17 protein-coding genes and 1 pseudogene are annotated in these 17,953 nt (G+C 61.5%); 3 read left to right on the forward strand and 15 right to left on the reverse strand.

What is annotated here, in order from left to right; genetic code table 11:
* Window positions 1-110 precede the first annotated feature (110 nt).
* Window positions 111-359: pseudogene (locus CLV41_RS19795) on the reverse strand (integrase core domain-containing protein); the annotation flags it as partial.
* A gap of 145 nt (window positions 360-504) precedes the next feature.
* Between CLV41_RS19795 and CLV41_RS19800 the strand changes: the two are divergent.
* Window positions 505-831 carry an antibiotic biosynthesis monooxygenase family protein gene (locus CLV41_RS19800; RefSeq protein WP_103224173.1) on the forward strand — a complete coding sequence of 109 codons (327 nt, stop codon included), beginning with the start codon at window positions 505-507 and terminating at the stop codon, window positions 829-831.
* Between the two features lie 707 nt (window positions 832-1,538).
* Here CLV41_RS19800 and CLV41_RS19805 read toward each other — a convergent pair.
* From CLV41_RS19805 to CLV41_RS19815, 3 genes are all read right to left on the reverse strand, one after another.
* Window positions 1,539-2,855: a GNAT family N-acetyltransferase gene (locus CLV41_RS19805; protein WP_103224174.1), complete on the reverse strand. Its 1,317-nt coding sequence runs from the start codon at window positions 2,853-2,855 to the stop codon at window positions 1,539-1,541.
* Window positions 2,856-2,940: 85 nt separating this feature from the next.
* Window positions 2,941-3,732 (reverse strand): glycerophosphodiester phosphodiesterase family protein, encoded by a 792-nt coding sequence (locus CLV41_RS19810; protein ID WP_235867194.1) that lies wholly within the window; start codon window positions 3,730-3,732, stop codon window positions 2,941-2,943.
* A 41-nt stretch (window positions 3,733-3,773) separates the two neighbouring features.
* Window positions 3,774-4,238 carry a RidA family protein gene (locus tag CLV41_RS19815; protein ID WP_103224175.1) on the reverse strand — a complete coding sequence of 155 codons (465 nt, stop codon included), beginning with the start codon at window positions 4,236-4,238 and terminating at the stop codon, window positions 3,774-3,776.
* Between the two features lie 315 nt (window positions 4,239-4,553).
* On the opposite strand from CLV41_RS19815, the gene CLV41_RS19820 reads away from it, so the two are divergent.
* Window positions 4,554-5,432, forward strand: a complete 879-nt coding sequence (locus CLV41_RS19820) for a cell envelope integrity EipB family protein (protein ID WP_103224176.1) — start codon at window positions 4,554-4,556, stop codon at window positions 5,430-5,432.
* Window positions 5,433-5,461: 29 nt separating this feature from the next.
* Here CLV41_RS19820 and CLV41_RS19825 read toward each other — a convergent pair whose 3' ends face one another.
* From CLV41_RS19825 to CLV41_RS19835, 3 genes are read right to left on the reverse strand one after another with little or no spacing between them, the layout of a single operon-like run.
* Window positions 5,462-6,757: a DNA polymerase IV gene (locus tag CLV41_RS19825; protein WP_103224356.1), complete on the reverse strand. Its 1,296-nt coding sequence runs from the start codon at window positions 6,755-6,757 to the stop codon at window positions 5,462-5,464.
* A gap of 50 nt (window positions 6,758-6,807) precedes the next feature.
* Entirely contained in the window at window positions 6,808-7,476 is a 669-nt protein-coding gene (locus CLV41_RS19830; protein WP_103224177.1) for a hypothetical protein, read from the reverse strand.
* The gene (locus tag CLV41_RS19835; RefSeq protein ID WP_103224178.1) at window positions 7,469-7,768 is read right to left on the reverse strand and encodes a DUF3572 domain-containing protein; all 300 of its coding nucleotides are present in this window, start codon (window positions 7,766-7,768) and stop codon (window positions 7,469-7,471) included. The genes CLV41_RS19830 and CLV41_RS19835 overlap by 8 nt, the downstream gene beginning before the upstream one ends.
* 139 nt (window positions 7,769-7,907) lie before the next feature.
* Here CLV41_RS19835 and CLV41_RS19840 point away from each other — a divergent pair, with 139 nt between their 5' ends.
* Entirely contained in the window at window positions 7,908-8,279 is a 372-nt protein-coding gene (locus CLV41_RS19840) for a response regulator (RefSeq protein ID WP_103224179.1), read from the forward strand.
* Between the two features lie 580 nt (window positions 8,280-8,859).
* On the opposite strand, the gene rpmG is transcribed toward CLV41_RS19840, so the two are convergent.
* From rpmG to plsY, 8 genes are all read right to left on the reverse strand, one after another.
* Window positions 8,860-9,027 (reverse strand): 50S ribosomal protein L33, encoded by a 168-nt coding sequence (rpmG, locus tag CLV41_RS19845; protein ID WP_068410285.1) that lies wholly within the window; start codon window positions 9,025-9,027, stop codon window positions 8,860-8,862.
* Between the two features lie 219 nt (window positions 9,028-9,246).
* Entirely contained in the window at window positions 9,247-9,648 is a 402-nt protein-coding gene (locus CLV41_RS19850) for a RidA family protein (RefSeq protein ID WP_103224180.1), read from the reverse strand.
* Between the two features lie 90 nt (window positions 9,649-9,738).
* A complete protein-coding gene (locus CLV41_RS19855) occupies window positions 9,739-10,485 on the reverse strand; it encodes an NUDIX hydrolase (RefSeq protein ID WP_103224181.1) in 747 nt (248 codons plus the stop codon).
* Window positions 10,482-10,964 (reverse strand): DUF983 domain-containing protein, encoded by a 483-nt coding sequence (locus CLV41_RS19860; protein ID WP_408014121.1) that lies wholly within the window; start codon window positions 10,962-10,964, stop codon window positions 10,482-10,484. The genes CLV41_RS19855 and CLV41_RS19860 overlap by 4 nt, the downstream gene beginning before the upstream one ends.
* Complete coding sequence (rnr, locus tag CLV41_RS19865) at window positions 10,961-13,213, reverse strand: ribonuclease R (RefSeq protein WP_103224182.1); 2,253 nt, start codon at window positions 13,211-13,213, stop codon at window positions 10,961-10,963. Before rnr ends, CLV41_RS19860 begins: the two co-directional genes overlap by 4 nt.
* Before the next feature lie 62 nt (window positions 13,214-13,275).
* Window positions 13,276-15,957: a type I DNA topoisomerase gene (gene topA, locus CLV41_RS19870; protein ID WP_103224183.1), complete on the reverse strand. Its 2,682-nt coding sequence runs from the start codon at window positions 15,955-15,957 to the stop codon at window positions 13,276-13,278.
* 176 nt (window positions 15,958-16,133) lie between these two features.
* A complete protein-coding gene (dprA, locus tag CLV41_RS19875) occupies window positions 16,134-17,270 on the reverse strand; it encodes a DNA-processing protein DprA (protein WP_103224184.1) in 1,137 nt (378 codons plus the stop codon).
* Entirely contained in the window at window positions 17,267-17,932 is a 666-nt protein-coding gene (gene plsY, locus CLV41_RS19880; RefSeq protein ID WP_103224359.1) for a glycerol-3-phosphate 1-O-acyltransferase PlsY, read from the reverse strand. Before plsY ends, dprA begins: the two co-directional genes overlap by 4 nt.
* Window positions 17,933-17,953 lie beyond the last annotated feature (21 nt).

Consider the following 17,953-nt stretch of genomic DNA (forward strand, 5'->3'; position numbering starts at 1 on the left):
ATCGGCGCGTTCCTGTTCGCTGGCGTGCGCTGTCTTTTTTTGAACGTGATAGCGTTGCGGGCCAGGAAGCGATCAACAGAACTGGTCGATGTTCTAGATGTGGTTTCTGATCAGGTTGTTCCGTTGAGGGCCTGATTTGGCGTTTTGCCATTGATGCCCATGTGTGGCCGTTTGTTATTGTACCAGTCAAGCCATCTTGGCAGATCGGTCTCTCGTGTCAGGGATGATTTGAAGGGGATGGCATAGGCCCATTCTCTGAGCATGGTCTGGATGAAGCGCTCCGCTTTGCCGTTTGTTTTAGGCGTATAGGGCCGGGTTCTGATGTGGCGGATGGAAAGCCTTGCCAAGGTTCTCCGGAACAGCTTCGCCTAAGCATGCTTAGGCCGAAAGAGGCAGGGACTTGATTGTATAGGGACCGGACATGCGTTACCAACAAGCCTCCCTCCCATCCCCATATTGCCCGCCCCCACAAAACGTGCCAGCCTTCCGGGGAGGAGGAGAGTCATGCCTGAGATATCCAGTGACCGGGATTGCCAGACCGTCATCACCACCTTCGAAATGACGCCGGGGACCTGTTTCGACCTTCTGGACGAGCTGAAGGATGCCTACGAGGAGTTCATCCGTCATCAGCCGGGGTTCATCGGCGCGGGGCTTCATGTCAACGACGCGCAGACGCGCATCGCCAACTATTCGCAGTGGCGGCGGCGGGAGGATTTCCTGGCGATGCTGAGGTCGCCGGAAATGCGCGAGCGCAACCGCCGCATCAGCGGGCTGTGCAAGAGTTTCGAACCGGTCATGTATGACGTCGCGGAGAGTTTCGAGCAGCCCTGACACGGTTCGTCTTTGTGGGACGGGCATGGCAAGGGGCGTTGCCGGGGCCGGCTGTCGTCCTTGAATTACATTCCTTCTCCGTCATGCCATGGCTCGACCATGGCATCCATGCCGCTCCGTTGCCACGAACCCGGGCCTGATCTTTTTAAGATGCCCGGCATGGATTGCTGGGTCAGGCCCTGAGTTCTGCTTGTTCCGGATCTGACCATTCGAGGCGGACACTGCGAACACCCGATAGAGGCTCTGGAAACGAGTAGACCCCGGCTCTGCGCTGCGCTTGTCCGGGGAGTCAACCGGGGGGATGTGGGGGCAAGATCGATCATCCGTATCCATGTGCCGCCACCACACCCTGCATCCCCGGCCTCGAGCCGGAGTCTTTCTCAGCTTCGTCCGGTTTCGGGGAAGGTCCCGGCGCAAGGCCGGGACAGCGCGGTAGGTGTGGTGGGCGTTCGGTCTCGTTCCGGGGGAATAGCCGAGGGGGATGCGGGCTCGGGATCGTCCGTATTCGCGGGCGGTCACCACACCCTGCATCCCCGGCCTTGCGCAGGGGTCTTTCTCAGCTTCGTCCGGTTTTGGGGAAGGTCCCGGCTCAGGGCCGGGACAGCGCGGTATGTGAGGGGCAGTCTCGTTGGTAACAACGACGCGCTGTGTGGCCGCGCGACCTGCGCGGTCGGAGGCCATGGCAGTGCGGCTGGCGCTTTCCGCGTTCAGCCGTCTTTCCGGAACGGGGCGTGCTCGGCGAGGGCGGCGTTCTCGTGTTCCACCGCCGCGCGTTCGTGTTCGAGGAAATCGGCGATCGCGTCGTGCAGGCCCTCATGGGCGATCCAGTGGGCGGAATAGGTGGTGGCGGGCAGGTAGCCGCGCGCCAGCTTGTGCGCGCCCTGCGCACCGGCTTCCACGCGTTTCAGGCCGTGGGCGATGGCGAAATCGATGGCCTGATAGTAGCAGAGCTCGAAATGCAGGAACGGATGGTGTTCCGTGCAGCCCCAGTTGCGGCCGAACAGCGTGTCGGAGCCGATGAAGTTGAGCGCGCCGGCGACGTAGCGTCCATTGCGTTTGGCCAGCACCAGAAGCGTGCGGTCGGCCAGCCGTTCGTTGATCAGCGAGAAGAACTCGCGGTTGAGATAGGGCCGGCCCCATTTGCGGCTGCCCGTATCCGTGTAGAAGGTGTAGAACGCGTCCCAATGGGCCTCGGTCAGGTCTGAGCCGGTGGCCCATTCCACCTCGATGCCCTCGGCGCTCAGCGCCTCGCGGCGTTCCTTGCGGATGGCCTTGCGCTTGCGCGAGGCGAGATCCGCCAGGAAACCCTCGAAACTGTCGTAACCCTTGTTTTCCCAGTGGAACTGCTGGTCGGTGCGCTGCAGATAACCGAGATCGCCGAGATTGTCCCATTCCGGTTTGGTCAGGAAAGTCGCGTGGACGGAGGACGCGCCGGTCCGCTTGCAGACCTGAACCAGGCCGGCGGCCAGCGCCTGCATTCCTGCTTCCCGGTTGACGCCGGGCCCGGTCAGGAACCGTCTGCCAGTGGCGGGGGTGAAGGGCACGGAGACCTGCAGTTTCGGGTAATAGTCGCCGCCCGCCCGGTGGAACGCCTCGGCCCAGCCGTGGTCGAAGACATATTCGCCCTGCGAATGGCTCTTCAGATAGGCGGGCACGGCGCCCAGAACCGCACCTGTATCGTCTTCCAGAAGCATGTGCCGGGGCAGCCAGCCGGTTTCGGCGGTGGCGCAGCCCGACGCTTCCAGGGCCTCCAGGAACGCATGCGACAGAAAGGGGTTGAAGGCGGTTTCTTCAGGCAACAGCCCGGCATCGTCAACCAGAGCGACGGCAAGGTCGTCCAGGCCGGAACATCGGGCATCTTTTTGCAGGACACCGCGGCCCGTCAGCTGCCAGCCGGGATTGGCGACCTGATCCCAGTCTTCCCGCGAGACATCCTTCAGTGACGACAGGATGCGCAGGGTTGCAGTTCGATCCGCTCCGGCCGACGCCGGTCCCTTGCCGTCCTTTGTGGGGAATGAGGTCATGCGTCAGAAAGAACCACGATTTGAAACCATGATCGAAATGTAGCGTCGCCATTTTGCAGTGCAAGAGGTTCGGGCCCGTCCCGGGTCAAATCGTGGGATTTTTGTCCGGATCGAAGCCTTCGAAAACGATCTGGTCGGCATATTGCGCCGCTTTCTCGCGTTGCTCGCGGGTGCGCACCGTCCAGCACATGATCGGAAGCTTGCACAGCGAGCGCAGCAGGCTGGGCCCGGCCTTGGGCAGGTCCTTGATGCCGTAGGAGATGAAATGCGGCCTTGTGCGCGGCGCGTGCAGGATATGGCGCAGGATGAACCGGTCCATGCGGCCGTGCAGGCCGTAGGCGGGACCCGGTTCCGCCCCGTCCGCCACGATGCCGCGCAGGACGGAGGGGTTGTGGCCCCGGGCGATGGACAGCATGTCCGGATCGAAGGTCTTGATCGCTGCCGGTCCCCTGTAGGCGGCCACCTGATCGGTGACCCGGCGCACAAATACCCCCTGGGCGTCCCGGCGCAACAGCGACTTGATCTCGATGACCAGCGCAACCCTGCCGTCGACAAGGTCGAACAGGTCCTGCAGCAGCCACAGCCTGTCGGCCCCGGTCTTCATGTGGATCTGCACAAGGTCGCGCGAGGACCGGTCTATGACCTTGCCGGTCCCCTCCGTCAGCCGGTCGAGCGTGTAGTCGTGGAACACCAGCGCCTCGCCGTCGGCGGTTTCCTGCACGTCCACCTCGATGGCGAAATCCTTCTCCACCGCCCCGGCGATGGCGGCCGGCGTATTCTCGATGATGCCGTTATCGGCGTCATGATAACCGCGATGCGCGATCGGGCGGGCGAAAACGGCCTGGAGATCCGGGGTCATGGCTTGGGTCTCGATCATCAGGGGCGGCGCCGGTGAAAAGCGCGGCGCCGAAAGGAAGACTAATCCGCGATTTCGAAAATAGCCTCGATCTCGACGGCCGCGCCGAAGGGCAGGGAGGCCGCGCTGACGGCGGAACGGGCGTGCCGGCCCTTGTCGCCCATGGCCTCCACCATGAAATCGGAAGCGCCGTTGATCACCTGCGGCTGCTCGGTGAAATCGGCGGTCGAATTGACGAAACCGACGATCTTGACGAGGCGCGTGGCCTTCTCAAGATCTCCCAGCGCGGCCTTAGCCTGCGCCAGAAGATTGATGGCGCAGAGCTTCGCAGCGGCCTTGCCGTCCTCGAGGCTGACATCGGCGCCAAGCTTGCCGGTGACCTGGATCTTCCCCTCTTTCATCGGCAATTGTCCGGAGATGAAGAGCTGGTTGCCGGTTCTGACGAAGGGAACGTAGTTGGCCGCGGGCGCGGCGGCCTCCGGCAGGGTGATCCCGAGGTCGGAAAGGCGGGCTTCAATGGTGCTCATAAGGGGTCTCCGCGCTGGAGTGTCTCGTTGAATTCTGCTGTCCGCAGGCCTATGTGAGGTTGTCCGGTGTCTTGGCGTAATTCGTCTGACGTGACAAGGCCAAATTCTTCGCCATCGCGACAAGGAAGCTGTGGAGGAGGGGACGCGGACCTGCCGGAAAGTGCCTCTTCCAGCGGATTTGTGTGAGATATAATCCGCACTTGAAGTTTTCACGGGCAACTGCTTATTCGCTCTGGCGAAACGGGCGGTTTGCCGCATAATGTCCGGCACGGGCCCCGGTGGCGCGTACCCCCGGACGAAAAAGAGGTTTGATTGATGCAGTGCGTTCCCAAGTCCGTATCCCTGACATTGCGGGGAGTGCTGCTTGCAATTGCCGTGTCGTCCGCCGCGGCAACCGGAGTTGTCGCCGGAACCATGGGACCGGGTGCGGCGTACAAACTGGTGCCGCACCGGGCCGTCTACGACATGAAGCTGGGCGATATGGAAGAGCAATCCGGCATCGCGGGCCTGAGCGGACGGATGGTCTATGATTTTTCGGGCAGCGCCTGCGAGGGCTACAGCGTCAATTTCCGTTTTGTGACCGAATTCCAGGATGCGAACGGCGGCTCGCAGATCACCGATCTGCAGACCACCTCCTTCGAGGAGCCGAAGGCGGCAAGCTACCAGTTCCTGTCGAAAACCTTTGTCGACCAGGAACTGGTCGAAGCGACGCGCGGGACGGCGCGCGCGGGCGCCGGGGCGAAGACGGTCGAACTGAAGGAACCTTCGGAAAAGTCGCTTGAAATCGGCCGCGAGGTGCTTTTTCCCACGGAGCATCTTCTCGCCGTGCTGAAATCGGCCGACGAGGGTGTGCATTTCCTGGCGGCCGACATTTATGACGGGGCGGAAACCGGCGAGAAGGTCTACGCCACGACGACGGTGATCGGCGCCAGGACGCTCAGCCCGGTCAAAGCCGGGGCGCAAGGGCCGGAGGCGCCGCTTGCCGGTCTTTCCTACTGGCCGGTCACCGTCGCCTATTTCGATCCGGCCGAGGAGAACGCGAGCGGCGAACTGCTCCCCGTTTATCAGTTGTCCTTCTGGCTTTACGAGAATGGTATCAGCGGACAGCTGAAACTCGATTATGGCGACTTCACCATCCAGGGCCGGATGGCGGCGCTGGAACTCTACGAAGAGGTCGAGTGCCCCCGGCATTAACGCGACCACGCAATAGTCAGCTGGGAAATTCAGGTCTTTTTTGCTTTTTCCGCCACTTTGGCCGCATGGGTCAGGCCGAGCTCGACGGCCGATTTGCCGAATTTGTCCCGCAGCCGGTCCACGGCCAGTTCGGCGTTCTTGCGCCGTTCGGCGGACTGATCGAGAAGATCTTTCGGGTCGGCGCGCTCCGCGGGTTCCAGATCGCTGACACCGATGCCGATCAGCCGGAATTTCCGGCCGTCGGTCTCAATGTCAAGAAGGGCCTCGCCGGCGGCGTAAATCCTGTCGGCTAGCTGCGTCGGGTCGGCCAGATGCCGCGCGCGCGTTGTCGTTCTGAAGTCGGCCGTCTTGAGCTTCAACGTGATACCCCGTCCGCAAATCCCGGATTTTTTCAGGCGGGCGGAGACTTTTTCCGACAGGCTGCGCAGGATCGGCCGCAAGGTGTCCAGAGTGGAGATATCCGTCCTGAACGTCGTTTCAGACGAAACGCTCTTCGCGCCCCGGCCCGGTTCGACCGAACGTGTATCCTCACCATTGGAAAGCTTGGCGAGACGCAGTCCGATCGACCCGTAACGGCGCGCGAGATCGACGGACTCCATCGTCTGCAACTGGCCGATGGTGCGGATTCCGTCTCTTTCCAGCTTCTGCTGAAAGACCTTGCCCACGCCCCAGATACGGCCGACGGGCATCGCCGCGAGCACGGTTTTCGCCTCCGCCGCACCGATCACCGAGAAACCGCGCGGTTTTTCAAGGTCCGACGCCAGCTTTGCCAGGAACTTGTTCGGCGCCAGGCCGACGGAGGCGCTGATGCCGATATCGTCTTCGACATCGCGGACGAATTTGGAAAGCGTTTCCGCCGGTGTCGCATGGTGCAGGCGCTGTGTTCCCGTGAGGTCCAGAAACGCCTCGTCGATGGAAAGAGGCTCCACTAGCGGCGTCAGCGCGCGCATGCGTTCGCGGATTTCCTTGCCCACCCGGGCATATTTTTCCATGTCCGGCTTGATGACCACCGCATCGGGACAGGCTTCCAGCGCCTTGAACATCGGCATGGCCGAGCGAACGCCGTAGATGCGGGCGATGTAGCAGCAGGTCGACACGACCCCGCGCTGGCCGCCGCCGACGATCACCGGCTGGTCGCTGAGCTCCGGATTGTCGCGTTTTTCAATGGCGGCGTAAAAGGCGTCGCAGTCGATATGGGCAATCGACAGCATGTCCAGTTCCGCATGCCTCACAAGCCGCGGGCTGCCGCAGGACGGGCATCGGGAGGATGCCGCCTCAAAGCGGTTGCCGCAGTCCCGGCAAAGGGCTCGATTTTCCGGAACCATATGGATCACAACAGGGTCTGGCGCGAAGGCTTGCTGCTCCGCTTGTATCATTACCGTTTCAGGATACCGCCGATAAAGGCCGCAGTCTCCTGCCAATCGCCCGTGACAAGGTCGATATGGCTTTCGCGCAGCAGCGATCCCCGGAACCTTGCATCGGCGACAAACTGGATCTGGGTGGCCGACGGCAGCGAGGCACTCACCGAACTGTGGTTGGTCGGGCTGTCGTCGATGAAGACGAAGGGACCGGGACGCCCGGCGGCAAGTGCGGCGACCGCGCCGCCTTTCGGTCCGGAATTGGCGAGCACGGGATATGGAATGCCCATGCCCGACAGCAGTTTTTCGCGCTGCGGCTTGTTGTGACCACCGGGCAGATTGGTCAGCAGCACGATTTCCCAGTCGCGCGCCAGTTCGCGCAGGGCGGCATCCGCGCCCGGAACCATATCCTGCCGATGGCTGGTTTCATCGAAAAAGGCCAGCAGGTGCCGGCGCACGTCGTCCGCCGGGAGCGCCGTCCGGTCGGCCTTGCCGCCGATATTGCCCGTCAGCCGGTATTCGTGTTTCAGAAAGACGAGATCACGCGCGTCCAGATAGGCTTCAAGATGGGTGATGAATTGCAGGATCACCTCGTCGACGTCGCAGACGATCAGCGGTCTGTGCGCGAGGGGAAGAGCCCGGATCTGGTCGAGGACCTCGGGAAGAACCGGTGTCGGTTCAGGCATGGTCTTCCTGTCCCCCGGCAAGGGCATATCGCGCCGCGGCCATCATGGTCGGCCTGACGCCGGAATTTTCGCAGAACGCCAGCAGGAGCGCTTCATCCATCATGTAGAACTCAAGCACTCCGGCCAGAAACCCGGGCTCTTCCGCGGCTTCCCGAATCACGTCCGGCCCGATCCCGGACATGGCGAGGAAACGCCCGACCTGTTCCGGATCCCGGCTGAGCTGCAGAAGCGCCTCTGTGGCGATCCCTTGCGCTTCTTCAACGGACAATGACTTTGCCTGTATATTTTTCATTGTGTTTTTTTGCCTTTCTGAAACGATTCCGGGTTAGAACAAACCTAATGTAGGCCGGGGGCAGGTTCTACCGCGGACAATAAAACGCCGCGATAACGATAATTGGAACCGGCTTTCAGCCGGATAAAGGGCCGGAAATATGGCAAAAACCGTGTTGATCGTAGAAGACAACGAGCTGAACATGAAGTTGTTTCATGATCTGCTCGAAGCACACGGTTACAATACCTTGCAGACCCGTACCGGGATCGAAGCCCTGCAACTGGCCCGTGAAAACCGGCCGGATCTGATCCTGATGGATATTCAGTTGCCGGAAGTCTCGGGTCTTGAAGTCACCAAGTGGATCAAGGAGGACGAGGATATCGCCTCAATCCCGGTCATCGCTGTAACAGCCTTCGCCATGAAGGGCGATGAAGAGCGGATCCGCCAGGGCGGATGTGAAGCTTATATCTCCAAACCGATCTCTGTGGCGAAGTTCCTGGAAACTGTGCGCGCCTACCTGGGCGAAGCCTGAGACACGATTACCCGTGGTTATGTTCCGGATAAAGAACTCGGCAAGGTTTCAGCCAACCGGAAGCCGACTGTTTCGGCTTCCGGTGAGGCGGTTCAAAGTGTCGAGCCTACTGCGACGCCCATATTAAGGTTACAGATTTACTAAGATGACATTGTTCCTGTGTATATTTTACGGAAGATGTTGCATTCAGGTTACAATAGAGTAGTGTGACCGCTGATCGGGGATATCCCCGATGGTCTATTTGGTGAGGGCATGATTGCCGTCGCAACACGCCAGATTAAAGATACCCCTCGGAGTGCTCAGGTCCGCCGCATCTCCTGGGTCCGTGGGGCAGGTCGGCAGGGAACCGGCCGAAGAGTGGCCTCCTCGAATGCCGTGTTCCCGCCGACCACTTTTTTTCCGCCGCAAATCCGTTTGAATTGAGCCAGCTGACCCGGCCTCCGGGCCGGTAGAGTTGCGTGTATCTGCATCCGTCCACCGGCGCTCTGACACCGGTTTGCCGCCGTCATGCGAGGCGTGCCGGGAAACGAAAAACCCGCCGGAAAGGGCGGGTTCTTGCAAAACAGCCTGAACGCCGGATCTACTTGATCTTGGCTTCCTTGAACTCGACATGCTTCTTGGCGATCGGGTCGTATTTCTTCTTGACCATTTTATCGGTCATCGTGCGGGAGTTCTTCTTGGTGACATAGAAGAATCCGGTGTCCGCCGTGGAGAGGAGCTTGATTTTGATTGTTGTTGCCTTGGCCATGGCCTTGGATCCTGTTCCTTGTTGTCGGGCATAGGGTTCTTGCGGCCAGATGGCTGGCGGTGAATCTGCCCCAATGTCTGAAATCAGCGCGAAACCTACTCATCGGGGCGCGAAAGTCAAGCGCTCCCTGCGGTTCGCGGCATGATTTGATGGCTTGAGAGGAAAAAATCTCCGGGGCAGTGTGGGGCATGAGGTCCCCATCCGTCCACCGGTTTCTCCTCACGCCAGCTTCGGTGACCGGCTGGCGACAGCCTTGATCTCAACGATGGCGCCTTCCCGGACAAATCCGTTGACTTCTATGGCGGTCCAGGCGGGATAGGGCTCTTCGACGAATTCCGCCCGGATAGTCTTGAACGTCTCAAGATGGGTCCGCAGACCGACGTGATAGCTCGTCATGTCGACAAGCGCCCCATAGCTGAGGCCCGCTTTCGCCAGGACCAGTCCGACCTTTCGAAATGCATTGCGGATCTGCGTTTCCGGGTCCTCCGGCAGGTCCCCATTTGGCTCCTCACCGGTGAAACCGGTCAGGAACACGAAGTCGCCGCAGGCGAGTCCGGGAGACATTCTCCAGTCCGTGTAGCAGGGCTTCAGTTCTTCGGGAACGACCGCATGCCTCTTCATGAGAAAAACTCCTGATTTTCCGGATTCAACGTATCACCCATGAATATGGAAGAACGGGCGGTGAAAGTCGCGGGGATTCAGGTCAGGACCCTAAATCAGCGTCCGGTTAAAGCCGCCCTTGCGGTAGAAATAGTAGGGGACGGGCGTCTTCGGAGACAGGTCCGGGTCCTTCTCCAGGCGCTCTTCCAGGTCGGCGAGGATCCGGGTGGTGATCATCGGCAGTTCCTTGCCGCGCGCCTCATCCAGGGTGAGCCAGGCGCAGTCCTCCAGTTCCCCGGAGGGTCCCTTGCCGTCCGGCAGACGGTCGGCGACAGCGTCGGCCCACACGGCCAGGAAACGCGTGTCGAAGCGGCGCGGACGCTGCGGTGGCGTGATGGCCCGGGCAATCATGCGCATGCCGCCGAGATCCGGCTGGATGCCCCGTTCCGCGAAGGCTTCAAATCCGCTGCCCAGGTGGAGGGCCGCGCCGGTCGATTTCTTCCCGATGAAAAGACCGGCTTCCTCGTATGTCTCGCGGATCGCGGCAAGGGCCAGGGCACGGACGCGGGCCGCCGATTTGACGTTTTTCAGATCTTCGGAGAGCTTCGCCTCGACGTCCGGATGATAGGGAACCACATTCGTGATCCTGGAATCGGACGGATCGACGCGCCCGCCGGGAAAAACGAATTTGCCCGGCATGAAGGTATGGCGCTTATGCCGCCGCCCCATCAGCAGGCGGACGGTGCCATTGCCGTTGCGATCGAGAATGAGCAGTGTCGCGGCATCGCGCGGCCGAATATAGGGATGATTTCCGGCCTGTTCGTCTTTCGCCAGCTGCTTCTCGAATGATCCGCTCATGAGAGCCTTTCAACGATGGCCGGCGCCGGGGCCGGCACGACCGGCAGATCGTCTTCCGCATCCGGGTCGAAACCGTGCATGTAAAGCGCCCATTGCAGCCCGATCAGCGCGCCCTTGATCGGACGCATGAGGGAAAGGGCAAGCAGGATTGTCAGTGGCAGCCAGAGGCTCATGTGGATCCAGATGGCCGGGTGCCAGAGGACTTCCACCGCCAGCAGCGCCGGGATAATGATGTGGCCGACGATGGTGATGGTGAAGTAGGGCGGGGCGTCGTCCGCGCGGTGATGGTGAAACTCCTGACCGCACTGGGAACAGGCATGAGCGTTCTTCAGGAAGCCGTCGAACACCTTTCCCTGGCCGCAATTCATGCATTTGTTGGCCGCGCCGCGCAGCATCGCCGCCAGGACCGGCCGATGCGCCTTGGTGCTGGTCAGCTCCGCTCCGTCCGGATTGGCGTTTGTCTCATAGAGAACCGTCACGAAGACCTCCTTCGTCTGTGTTTGGCTGGCGAGGTCTTCGTGCGTCCGCCCTTCGGCGGTCCGCGCCGGGCCTTGGGGGCCGCTTTCCGGATTTGCTTGCCGCCTATGCGGCCGTGACTGATCAGTTCGAATGTCAGCGATCCGGCAAACGGCGCGGCATCGACGAGCCTGACCTCTACCTGATCGCCAAGTTGGTAGGTCTCTCCGGTTTTGTCACCTATCAGCGCGTGCGACCCTTCGTCATAGCGGTAATAATCGAGACCGATGGTCGATGCGGGCACGAACCCGTCCGCTCCGGTGTCTTGAAGGCGCACGAAAAGCCCGGATTTCACCACTCCGGCGACCCGGCCCTGGAACGTGGCGCCTATCTGATCGCTCATCCACAGGGCGATCAGGCGGTCGATCGTGTCCCGCTCGGCCAGCATGGCGCGGCGTTCAGCCGCGGATATTTCCGCCCCGATCGCATCGAGTTTGCTTTCTATGCCGTCCTGCAGACCGTCTTTGCCCAATCCGAGGGCCGAGATCAGGCCGCGGTGGACGAGCAGATCGGCATAACGGCGGATCGGCGAGGTGAAATGCGCATAACGGCGCAGGTTCAGTCCGAAATGGCCGATGTTCTGGGGCGCATATTCCGCCTGCGCCTGACTGCGCAGCACCACCTCGTTGACGAGATGCGCATGCGGTGTGTCCTTCACCTTCGACAGGATGCTGTTGAAGGCGGACGGCCTCAGGCCGCCGGAGGTGGGCAGCTTCATGTTCAGCGTGGTGAGAAAATCCTTGAGGGCTTCCAGTTTCTCGGGTGTGGACGCATCGTGAACCCGGTAGAGCAGGGCGGTTTTCTGCTTTTCCAGCGTTTCCGCGGCGGAAACGTTGGCCTGGATCATGAATTCCTCGATCAGCTTGTGCGCGTCGAGGCGTTCAGGCACGTAGACGTGATCGACGGTGCCGTCTTCCTTCAGCTTGATCTTTCGCTCGGGCAGATCGAGGTCCAGCGGTTCCCGGTCGTGGCGGCCTTTCTTCAGCACCTCATAGGCCGCCCAGAGCGGCTTCAGGACACCCTCCAGAAGCGTCCCGGTCGTTTCGTCGGCAATCCCCTCGATGGCCTTTTGAGCCTGTATGTAGGACAGCTTCGCGGCGGAGCGCATCAGGACCCGGTGGAAGGTGTGCTTGAGCTTGCGGCCGGACTTGTCGAACACCATGCGCACCGCGAGCGCGGGCTTGTCTTCCTTTTCCCTGAGCGAGCAGAGCTGGTTGGAAATCCGCTCCGGCAGCATCGGGATCACCCGGTCGGGGAAATAGACCGAGTTGCCGCGCAGACTGGCTTCCCGGTCCATCGGCGAGCCAGGCGTCACGTAATACGCAACATCGGCGATGGCGACATAGACGGTATGGCCACCTTCGTTCTGCGGATCTTCGTCCGGCTCCGCGAAAACCGCATCGTCGTGATCCTTGGCATCGGGCGGATCGATCGTGATGAGCGGGATCTTGCGCCAGTCCTCGCGTTTGCCGAGCTTTTCGACCGGCTTGGCGGCTTCGGCCTGGGCCTCGACGCTTGCCGGAAAGACATGAGGAATGCCGTGCGACTGCAGGGCGATCTCGGAGATCGCCTTTTCCGATTTCATCGTGCCGAAACGTTCGACAATCGAGGCCTGCGGATGGCCGTAGCGGCCGGAACGCGTCACCTGAACGCTGACAAGGTCGCCGTCACCGGCTTCCTTGAGATCGCTTGGGTCTATATCCAGTTCGCGCTGTTTGCGGTCGATCGGCTCCAGATAGGGCGGACGGTCTCCGTCCCGTTTCCTGAGAATGCCGAGGATCGCCCCTTGCCGTTTTTCCAGCACCTTGATGACCCGGGCTGCGTGTGTCGCTTCCCCGCCGGTCTCCGCTTCGCTCAGGCGGATCAGCGCCCGGTCGCCGACGCCCGGCTGCGTTGCCTTGGTCTTGCCGGTCAGGATAAGGATCTTCGGCGGATCGCCCGCCTCTTCGTCCCAGTCCACGGGAACGCCGAGCAGTTCACCGTCCCGGTCCCGCGCCACCAGACTGGCGACGAACACCGGCGGCATGTCGCCGGGCCGGATCATGCGCTTGTTGCGCTTTTCAAGAAGTCCCTCTTCGGAGAGATCCTTGAGCATTTTCTTCAGGTGAATGCGGGCGCCGCCGATGATGCCGAAATGGCGGGCGATCTCGCGCTTGCCCGCGCGCCCCGGATTATCCGCCACGAAGGCGAGAATGTCCTCGCGCGAGGGCATCTCCCCGGGGACTTTTGCGTGTTTGCGATTTGTGTGCTTGCGCGTGCTAACTCGTTTTGCGTTCAAGACGCATCATCCCAGGGGACCTCACCGGACGAAGCATCGACAGGGGCCTTGGCTGTCTTTTTCTCACCCGTTTTTTTGGTCGCCGTTTTCTTGGTTGCGGTTTTCTTGGCAGCCGGTTTTTTTGCCGCCGTTTTCTTGGCGGCGGTTTTGCCTTTGCCGCCCTTCGAGGCCTTGGCGGCGATCAATTCGAGCGCCTGCTCTAGCGTCACCGCTTTCGGGTCGCTGTCATTGGGCAGCGTCGCGTTGATCTTGCCGTGTTTGACATAGGGTCCATAACGCCCGTCATAGACATTGATCGGGCCGCCATCGGGATGTTCGCCGAGTTCCTTCAGCGGCGTTGCCGCGGACCGGCCTCCGGTCTTGGCGCGTTTTTCAGCCAGGGCATCAACGGCGCGGTTGATGCCGACTGAAAAGACCTCATCGGCCGAGGAAAGATTGGCGTAGGTTCCCTCATGCAGCACGAAGGGGCCGTAGCGGCCGATACCGGCGCTGATCATCTTGCCGTCTTCCGGATGCGGACCGACCTCGCGCGGCAGGGACAGAAGCTGCAAAGCCTTGTCCAGATCCATGTCCGGCGCGGACCAGCCGCGAGGCAAGGAGGCCCGTTTTGGCTTGGCTTCCTCGCCGAGTTGCACGTAAGGGCCGAACCGGCCGTTGCGAAGCGACACATCGACCCCGGTTTCCGGGTCCTGTCCGAGGATTTTCGGGCCTTCATCGCCTTCGCCGTCTTCGCCGTTCGGCTTGCCGAGCTGGCGCGTGAAGCTGCATTCCGGGTAGTTGGAACAACCGATGAAAGCGCCCCAGCGGCTGACTTTCAGGGAAAGCTGGCCACTGTCGCAGGTGGGGCACTTGCGCGGATCGGAACCGTCTTCCTTGGCCGGGAAGATATGCGGGCCGAGCAGTTCGTTCAGTGAATCGATAACCTGGGAAACGCGCAGGTCCTTGATGTCGTCGACAGCGCCGGAAAAACCCTTCCAGAAATCGCGCAGGACCTCCACCCAGGAGAGTTCACCGGCGGAGATCTTGTCGAGCTGCTCTTCAAGGCTCGCCGTGAAGTCGAATTCCACATAGCGCTGGAAGAAACTTTCCAGGAAGGCCGTGACGATGCGGCCCTTGTCCAGCGGAATGAGCTGCTTCTTCTCCAGTTCGACATAGTCCCGGTCGCGCAGCGTCTGCAGCGTGGAGGCATAGGTGGAGGGCCGGCCGATGCCGAGTTCCTCCATCTTCTTCACCAGGCTTGCTTCCGTGTAGCGCGGTGGCGGCGTGGTGAAGTGCTGGGACGCTTCGATCGCCTTGGTTTCTCCCTCGACGGAGGCGGCGATCAGGGCAGCGCCTTCGTCCACGGCGGGCAGGCGTTTGGAGCCCTCGTCCTCATCATCGTCGCGCCCTTCCTGATAGAGAGCCAGGAAACCGTCGAAGCGGACAACCGAGCCGGTCGCGCGCAAGTTGGCGCGTTTGCCGGAACCGTCCGCCAGGATCTCGATGGTTGTGCGTTCCAGAACGGCGGATTCCATCTGTGACGCCATGGTGCGCTTCCAGATCAGTTCATAGAGCTTGGCCTGGTCCTGATCGAGGAAACGGGCAACGTCCTTGGGACGGCGGGAAAGGTCCGTCGGACGGATCGCTTCGTGCGCTTCCTGAGCATTTTTCGCCTTGGTGGAATAAATGCGCGGTTTTTCGGGAACGTATTTGTCACCGAAATCCTGACCGATGACGGTTCGGGCGGCGTCGACGGCCTCGCCGGCGATCTGCACACCGTCGGTACGCATATAGGTGATGAGACCGGAGGTCTCGCCACCGATGGATATGCCTTCATAAAGTTTCTGCGCCACCTGCATGGCGCGCGAGGCGGCAAAGCCGAGTTTGCGCGAGGCTTCCTGCTGAAGCGTGGAGGTGGTGAAAGGGGCCGCCGGATTGCGCCTGGCCGGCTTCGAGGCCACGCTGTCGACCTTGAAGCTGGCGTTTTCCAGCATGGTCCTGATCGTGGTGGCGTCCGCCTCGTTGGTGATGTCGAGGCGGCCGATCTTCTTGCCGTCGAAACCGGTGACGCCGGCCTGGAACATGTCGCCGGCCGGGGTCTTCATATTGGCGAATATCGACCAGTATTCCTGCGGACGGAAGACCTCGATCTCCATTTCCCGGTCGCAGATCAGCCGCAGGGCGACCGACTGCACGCGGCCCGCGGACCGGGCGCCGGGCAGCTTGCGCCAAAGCACCGGTGACAGGGTGAACCCGACCAGATAATCGAGCGCGCGGCGCGCCAGATAGGCGTCGACCAGTGGCACATCCAGCTCGCGCGGGTTGGCCATGGCTTCCAGAATCGCCTTCTTGGTGATCGCGTTGAACACCACCCGTTCGATCTGCTTGCCCTTCAGCACGCGCTTTTTCTGCAGCACTTCCAGAACGTGCCACGAAATCGCTTCCCCTTCGCGGTCGGGGTCGGTCGCGAGAATAAGGCGGTCGGCATCCTTCACCGCATTGGCGATCTCCGTAAGCCGCTTCTGGGACTTGCTGTCGACCTGCCAGGTCATGGCGAAATCTTCGTCCGGCTTCACGGATCCGTCTTTCGGCGGCAGATCGCGCACATGCCCGTAGGACGCCAGAACCGTGTAATCGGACCCGAGATATTTGTTGATCGTCTTGGCTTTCGCCGGAGATTCCACAATGACGACGTTCATTATTACCCGAATTATTTTTGCCGGAAACGGGACGTCCGCCCGGTGGAGAACATTATTTTTATGGCGAGACGATCACGGATCACACGCCTTGTGTCAAATGGACCTTTGAACCTTTCCGGTCAACCCGTCCGCTCGCTATACCGGTTATCCACCGGGATTCAGACCGAATCCGGTCCTTAAAGCAGGGCGGAAATCTTATTGCCGCGATGACGCTCGATCTTTCCCGCAAGCTCCAATTCCAGCAAGATGACGTGGATCGAACGGGTATCTGCGCCCAGGAACCGTATCAGTTCATCGAGATCGACCGGCGCCGGCCCCAGGGCGGAAAGCACTTTCTGCCGCAAGCTGTCATCGGGGTCCGGCGGCGGCGAAGGTGCGTTCCGGTCATCTTCCAGAAGCCGTTGCTGAAGAGGCAGCGCGGGTTCCAGGCGTCCGGAGAGACTTTCCAGGACGTCCTCGGCCGAGGTCACCAGCGTCGCACCCTGGCGAATCAGGCCATTCGCGCCTTCCGAGCGCGGGTCGAGAGGAGAGCCGGGAACGGCGAATATCTCGCGGTTCTGCTCAAGAGCGAAACGGGCGGTGTGCAGCGATCCGGAGGCCTTGGCCGCTTCGATGACGATGACACCCAGAGAAATTCCGGAAATCAACCTGTTGCGCCGGGGAAAATCCCGGCCGCGCGGTTTCCAGCCCAGAGGCATCTCGCTGATCACCGTACCGTCCCTGTCCAGGATCGCCGCCAGCAACCGGTCATGTTCGGGCGGATAAAGAACGTCGATGCCACCGGCGAACACCGCCACCGTTCCGGTCGCAAGGGCGGCCTCGTGGGCTGCCCCGTCGATGCCGCGGGCCAGTCCCGACACGATGACGAAATCCTGCTTGCCGAGATCCTGTGCGAACCGTGCCGCCAGTTTTCTCCCCGAAAGCGAGGCATTGCGCGCACCGACGATACCGAGTGTTTTCGGGTTTGCCAGGATCGTGCCGCCCTGAACCGAAAGAACCGGAGGCGGTCCGTCGATATGCCTCAAATGCGGCGGGTAGCCGTCTTCACCGAACGCGACGAGATCCGCGCCCCGTGCGCGGTGAGCCGCCAGTTCCGCTTCCGCATCTTCCGTAGAACACAGCCTGTAGCTTTTCTTGCCGCCGCGCCTGGAAAGCTCCGGGAGGAGTTCCAGCGCCCGCTCGGCGGAACCGGCATGGTCAAGCAGGTCGAAAAATGTCGCCGGACCGATATTTTCCGACCGTATCAGGCGCAGCCAGGCAAGACGCTGGGCGTCCGAGAGGCGGAGTGCCTTATACCGGGCCGGGTTGCTCACCTGCCTCGACCATCCGGTGCGGATGCGGCGTCAGAGACGGGTTTGGAGCTGGAACCGATCCTGCTTTCCCGGCCGCGCAGGAGACGGCCGATATTCTCATGATGTTTCGCCCACAGAAGAACACCCAGAAGCACGAACATTTCCGCCATCTGGAACTGGTGGAAGGCAAAATACAGCAGGATCGGGGTGGAGAGGCTCGCCGTCAGCGCGGAGAGCGAGGAATAGCGGAAGATGAATGCCATGGCGATCCAGATCGCCGCGGCCAGAAGGAACATGGGCCAATATAGCCCAAGCAGGACGCCCAGATAGGTCGCGAAACCCTTGCCGCCCTTGAACTTCAGCCAGACCGGAAACAGGTGGCCGAGAAAGGCGCCGAGACCGGCAATCAGGGCCATCTCCTGGCCGTACATCTGCCCGACGACCAGAACCGCGGCGGTCCCCTTCAGGCCATCGCCCAGCAGCGTTGCCGCGGCCAGGGATTTCCGGCCCGTGCGCAATACGTTGGTGGTGCCGATATTGCCCGAGCCGATCTTGCGGATATCGCCAAGACCGGCCATGCGCGTGACAATCAACCCGAACGGAATGGACCCGAGCAGATAGCCGAAGGCGAGGGCGGCAAGATAATAGGGCCAGGCGAATTCCCAGCTGATCGGATCAGGCACGCTGTTATTCCCCCCGTGAAT

It is taken from the genome of Roseibium marinum (assembly GCF_002906165.1).
Taxonomy (GTDB): domain Bacteria; phylum Pseudomonadota; class Alphaproteobacteria; order Rhizobiales; family Stappiaceae; genus Roseibium; species Roseibium marinum.